General features: G+C 51.5%; 4 protein-coding genes and 2 pseudogenes. 5 read left to right on the top strand and 1 reads right to left on the bottom strand.

Features of this window, described 5'->3' with window-relative positions:
• Positions 1 to 163: 163 nt before the first annotated feature.
• Together ACR0MV_RS21590 and ACR0MV_RS21585 are read left to right on the top strand one after the other, a co-directional pair.
• Positions 164 to 1,855 carry an amidohydrolase gene (locus ACR0MV_RS21590; protein ID WP_170390265.1) on the top strand — a complete coding sequence of 564 codons (1,692 nt, stop codon included), beginning with the start codon at positions 164 to 166 and terminating at the stop codon, positions 1,853 to 1,855.
• Between the two features lie 37 nt (positions 1,856 to 1,892).
• On the top strand, positions 1,893 to 2,510 hold the full coding sequence (locus ACR0MV_RS21585) for a DUF3299 domain-containing protein (protein ID WP_480703714.1): 618 nt from the start codon (positions 1,893 to 1,895) through the stop codon (positions 2,508 to 2,510).
• Between the two features lie 196 nt (positions 2,511 to 2,706).
• Here ACR0MV_RS21585 and ACR0MV_RS21580 read toward each other — a convergent pair whose 3' ends face one another.
• On the bottom strand, positions 2,707 to 3,186 hold the full coding sequence (locus ACR0MV_RS21580) for an outer membrane protein (protein ID WP_171722220.1): 480 nt from the start codon (positions 3,184 to 3,186) through the stop codon (positions 2,707 to 2,709).
• A 229-nt stretch (positions 3,187 to 3,415) separates the two neighbouring features.
• Here ACR0MV_RS21580 and ACR0MV_RS21575 point away from each other — a divergent pair.
• The 3 genes and pseudogenes from ACR0MV_RS21575 to ACR0MV_RS21565 all read left to right on the top strand — a co-directional run.
• A pseudogene (locus ACR0MV_RS21575) lies at positions 3,416 to 3,494 on the top strand (IS6 family transposase); the annotation flags it as partial.
• Between the two features lie 81 nt (positions 3,495 to 3,575).
• Positions 3,576 to 4,255, top strand: a pseudogene (locus tag ACR0MV_RS21570) (IS6 family transposase).
• A gap of 124 nt (positions 4,256 to 4,379) precedes the next feature.
• A complete protein-coding gene (locus ACR0MV_RS21565) occupies positions 4,380 to 4,619 on the top strand; it encodes a hypothetical protein (RefSeq protein WP_170601788.1) in 240 nt (79 codons plus the stop codon).
• Positions 4,620 to 5,747: the final 1,128 nt, after the last annotated feature.

The following is a 5,747-nucleotide window of genomic DNA, read 5'->3' as shown; positions in this document are numbered from 1 at the left end:
CAAATCCGCCGCATAATCAAACCAACCAGATGAGCCACATCCTCTCTTAGATCAGAGCGCCATCTGTCCCAAAATCCCTGACGACGGACAGCTCAATGAAGGTACAATATTTTGGACACACCTTCAGTAAGGGGATAACGTGGCGACACAAGTGGAGAAAAGCATGAAGAACCTGACCGTTTTAGGGATTGCGGCGTCGATTTTGACGTTGAGCAGTGCAAATGCACAAGAAGCCGACACGATCTACACTGGCGGCACCATCTTCACGGTCAACGCAGAGATCCCTTTGGCTGAAGCCGTGGCAATCAAGAACCGGAAGTTCATTGCGGTCGGATCGGCCGAGAGTGTGGAAAACCACCGCGGCCCGGAAACGCAAGTCGTCGATTTGAACGGCGGCTTTGCCATGCCGGGGATCATCGATGTGCACATGCATCCCTTCGAGGATTTCCATCGCGACAGCTACCTGCTGGGAATCGAGGACAACAGCACGCCGGAGTCCATTCTGGCCGAGATCAAGGCCTATGCTGACGCCAACCCGGACAAGGAGTGGATCATCGGCGGCTCCTGGCCCCCCGGCATGTTCCCTGATGAAGCGCCGACACGAGAATTGCTGGATTCAGTCATCCCGGACCGTCCGGTATTCATTCAGGACCAGAGCGCTCACAGCGTCTGGATGAACACCAAGGCGCTTGAATTGTCAGGAATCATGGCGGCACGTGATGCTGACCTTCCGGACGGGTCAGTGGTGGTTCGGGATGGGTTTGGAGTTCCGAGTGGAACAATCCGAGAATTCGCAATCGGGTTCGCCCGGCGTTCCATGCCACCTTTTCCGAAAGAAGAAATGATCGGAACGGCAAGAGGATTTCAGGACCTGTTTCACTCACTCGGAATAACGAGCGTCAAAGCCGCTGCAGGCTATCAAAGCCACATTGATGCGGTTCATGCGCTGAATGACGCCGGAGAGTGGAAACTCCGCATGCACATGGCGATGAGCTACAACTATTATGATGCCGGCAGCACTCTGGACGAGCAGATCGAGACCATTCAAAGCGCGGATGACTATGTATTGGATTTCTTCGATCCCCGTGGTTTCAAAATCTTTTTGGATGGGACTCCGCCCACTCGAGAAGGCTGGTTGGTCAACCCTTACCCGGGAACCGACAACTTCGGCGTGCACTATTATTCGCCCGCTGACCTTCTTGCTCTCTATTCGCTGGCAACAGAGATGGATCGGGTGGTCATGGCCCACGGGACGGGTGACAGGTCAGTTCGTGAGAGTTTGAACGCTATCAAGGCAGTGAAAAAAGCCTTCCCGGAGTCCGACATCCGTCACCACCCGACGCACAACGGCCTGATCCGTGAAGAAGACATAAAGAGGTTTGCAGACCTTGGTTTGACGATCGAGCTATCGCCGATTGTCTGGTTCCCGTCAGCGACGGTCAAAACCTTCGAAGACGTCATGGGCCGGATGAATGTCGCCGCATACACCAACCCGCGCCGCTTGCTGGACGCCGGTGCGGAAGTCGCATTCGCAAGTGACTGGTCGGTCGGACCACTTGATCCATGGGCGAGGATAGGCTTTTTGGTTTCGCGGGTGAGGCCAGACGATCCGGAAAGCGGTCCTTTCTTTCCGCAAAATGCAGTCACTGCGTCGGAAGCAATCCGAGCTTCAACTCTTGGACCTGCGCATGTGATCGGTGTCGAAAACGAAACAGGTTCCATCGAGGTCGGCAAGTTCGCGGACATGATTGTCCTTGATCGCGACATCACAAAAATCGAGTCTACGGATATCAAGAATACCAAAGTTTTGCGAACGGTCTTCGCCGGAGAAGAAGTTTATCTAGCTGAGGAATAAGGCACGGCCCTACTAGCGCTTCTCTAGGTGTTCACCCATGCTGTTCGCGATTCCTACAGCAAGAATTGGTCAGTTTGTTGAATTACTTCACGCTTCTGGCGTCAGGAAGGAAGGAAGTATGAGAGAGACTTTTGAAAATAGACACCCTAAGCAGGGAAATAGTTGGAAACGACGCCGTCTGTTGCAGGGGATGGCGGCCGTGTCACTGGTACCGGGTTTTGCAGCGGCCGATGAACCTGTAGAACTGGCGTGGGGCGACTTGATACCGGAAGGTCAATCGGTACCGGAACCCATAACCGGCATTTTACAACATGGCGCTGCTTCCATGTTAAGTCAGCAGCCTCGGTATGAAGGGGTTCGCACAGATTGGAACGGACAGGTTGTTCGGCTTCCCGGGTATACAATTCCACTTGAGTTCAATGGTACTGCAGTAAGTGAGTTTATTCTGGTGCCTTATGTGGGCGCTTGTATACATGTACCGCCCCCACCGGCTAACCAGATGGTCTTTGTAAAGTCAGAGGTGCAATTTGAATTTGCAGAACTGTTTGAACCGGTGTGGGTCACAGGCGAGTTCAACACACGCGTGGCAAACACTCACTTGGCTGACATTGCCTACGAGTTGTCCGCTAAAAGAGTGGACCCCTATTCGGATTAAGCGGAAGTCTCTGAAACGTCGATACCTTTTAGAGCCGTTTCGTGATTTCGGAAACGCAATCACAGTTAAGCCAAAATGGTTACTGTTTCGATTTCACGGTCTGACAAAAAGTTCCACTCTTCGGCGGCTAAGGCAGTTGGCTGTTGAACATTCTTGGTATTGATCGGTTACTTGACGTTTGTGCGCTTTAGGATATTCAAAAGCGGTACTGGAGACGTAATTGAACCAGATCATAGTCGAAGTCATCGAAATTATGGTAAATATACTCGCCGCCAAGCGTCCAATCAGATTGGCCTAGCCTGTGATCATACCCGATACCGACCATCCAGTCAGTCTGACTGTCATCTATATCCGCAACGAACTCACCAACCGCGTCGAGCCCACTGTAAGCCACGCCCAAGCTGCCAAACAGCAAGCCACGACCATCCGCAATTTCCCGGCCAGCGACAAGTTTTAATCGAACTATCGCGTCGTATGCCAAACTGCCTCCGGTATCGGGGTCATTAATGCTGAGATCTTCAATATCAAACTGAAGTTCCGGGCCTATGTACCAGCCATTGTTCAGACTCCAATTGTAGCCAACACTGATACCCGCGACGAAACCGTCGTCACTGTCATCACCATCGAAAATAGCCGCGAGGTCCTCGAAATCACTGGAAGCGAAGCCCAGTTGTATACCGGCGTGGGCACCAGCCTAATAATCTTCGCCGGCTACAGGCGCGCTGCCCATAGCGATAAAGGCAATAATTAAGATTGCACTTTTTGTTTTCTTCACCGCAGGTATTCCTTTGTATTTTGACACTATAATAGTCTGGAGAATCAATTACTAGAACAACTTTCCTACCGACAGATTGAACGGGCATTGCCAACTTGTTTGTGCGTTCTGAACTGGTTAGGCCTCACGCATGAAGATGCCGTCCAAGATGCCTCGCCTGAAGGGCTTTCGTTTTCCGCGTGAGATCATCGCCTGTGCCGTCTGGGGGATCTGTTGCAAGCTTTTGTCTGTTGACGACGTCAGATGCCGCGGGTGAATGACCTTCGGTTAAATCAGTCGAAAGTCAGTTCATGATTTCCTTCAAAGGCGCACAATATCCTAAGGATGTGATCCTGTTCTCGGTGTTTTTTTATGTCCGATACGGTGTGTCATACCGGGATCTGGAAGAAATCATGGCCGAGCGCGGTGTGTAAGTGGATCACACCACGCTGAACCGATGGGTAACACGGTATTCTGGTGCAATCGCTGATGCAGCGCGTCGTCGCAAGGGACATTGCGACCGCTCCTGGCGAATGGATGAAACGCACATCAAACTAAAAGGTACATGGGTTTATCTTTATCGTGCCGTAGACAAACACGGTAAAACTCTTGATTTCATGCTGTCCGAGCGTCGAAACAAGCCGGCCGCCACAAGGTTTTTCGCCCGAATGCTGGAGGTCAACGGTCTGCCGCGAAAGATCGTGATCGACATAAGCGGTGCCAACACCGCTGGCATCAAGGCAATCAACAAGATGCTTGCGGGTTTTGGCTGCCCATCCCGATCGAGATGATCAGGCGGAAATATCTGAACAACATTGTAGAACAAGACCATCGTTTCATAAAACGGCGAACGCGCCCGATGCTCGGTTTCAAGAGCTTTCCCTCAGCAGCAGCAACACTTGCTGGCATCGAGGTGTCACACATGATCCGAAAGGGCCAATTCGCGCCCGGACTCTGTCCGTTTAAACAATTAGCTGAACTGGCAGCCTAACTTCGTTCCGATCGCCAAGACAGTTCGGCTAGCTCAAAACTTTGCAACAAAGCCTTTTACCCTGCGCGATTTCGTCAAACTTCCCCATGCAATGGCCAATAGTGGTATTGTGGACGGACAGCAGGTGATCTCGGAAGACTACATTGCAGACATTTTTTCTGCCGATGCAGATAAAGCTGCGGCTTGGGAGGATGGTCCTTACGCGTCGGCATTGCCGGGATTTAAACACTATAGCAACCAATGGTACGTGCTTGACGAGAATGTCGCGTTTGGCATCGGATCCTACGGTGCTTATATTGCCTTCAATCGCGAAACCGGGGTCGCAATAGCGAAATACTCAACTTACCCGACTAATCCTGATTAAGAGGCGGCAGGTCGAGATTTGCCCTGGCTTATGGAACAAGTAAGCCTTTACTAGGTTTGCGCTCGCAATCTACCAAGTGACCGCCTTAGGGTTTGGTGCATGCTGGCAATTTAGCCTTTCCAGGAGCCGATCTGTCGAAGCCTGATCGTTGCTGGAAGGCCATCAATTTAGATGACTAGCAAAGTTTTGTCTCAGTGTCTTCTGAGGTTGCACTGCAGATGCTAATTGCAATAAAGGTGCTGAACAGCCGGACGAAGATTTTGGAGATGTTTAGAATGCGACGCTGTGTTACATTTTTTTTGGGTGCATTTTTTATCTCGGCATGCGCCGGCGGCGGGGACCAACTGAACTCATCATCCAGTTCATTCCGGTACGACGGTCAGACATTTACAGTAAGCGATCGACCTGAAGCATCGAAGATACAGATTGGTCCCTCGGCCGCTTCCGCTGTTTTGGAGGGTCTTTTCGACGGAAGAACCTACGGCCTGTTCGACGACCCGACATCTGAGATATCCCGGTACCGAGCAGCTGCGCAAGCGTACCTGAACTCCACCGGAAGGATTTGTGGTATCACCAGCGGCGGCTTGATAAATAACCCGGTGTTCGAATTTTCTTATCAATGCTAAGTCGAGGTTGACGGGCAACAGACTTGAATGATGTAAGCGTTCAGACGGTATCTGATCTTTCTCAATTCGTAGCGTGAACATCGAAGTTCCCTAGAGGAAATTCTAAGTCATCGGCAATAGCGGTGGCACTACTCAATTGGAGCTGTCGGGTCTGCTAAACCGAGACACCTTCCCACCTCGAGAATAGAGTAGAAGTGGTCCCTTTGCTTACGCCGTTCTCACCCCATACCCGGTGGATCAACTCTTATGCACATCAAGGCCTTTAACACCACCGATTGGAGCGCTGAGCTCATCTAAGTCGGATAACAACATCGTCGAGCAGTACCACCGGTTCAACAAGAGGCGCACTCGGCCTAATCTGGAGTTCAGAGTTTTCGCTTCTGCAGCAGCATCCTGGAATGCCTCATCTGACTGTCTAGCCCCCGTGTTCTGGGCCATTTCGGACTAGAGTTTCGGGGACTGGTGGGCGCATGTTGAGGGCCTGATGCGGTCGGGTGTGGTT

This window comes from Ruegeria sp. BC3, assembly GCF_056539265.1.
Note: the sequence above shows the minus strand (reverse complement) of the source record. Positions and strands in the feature narration are given on the sequence as shown.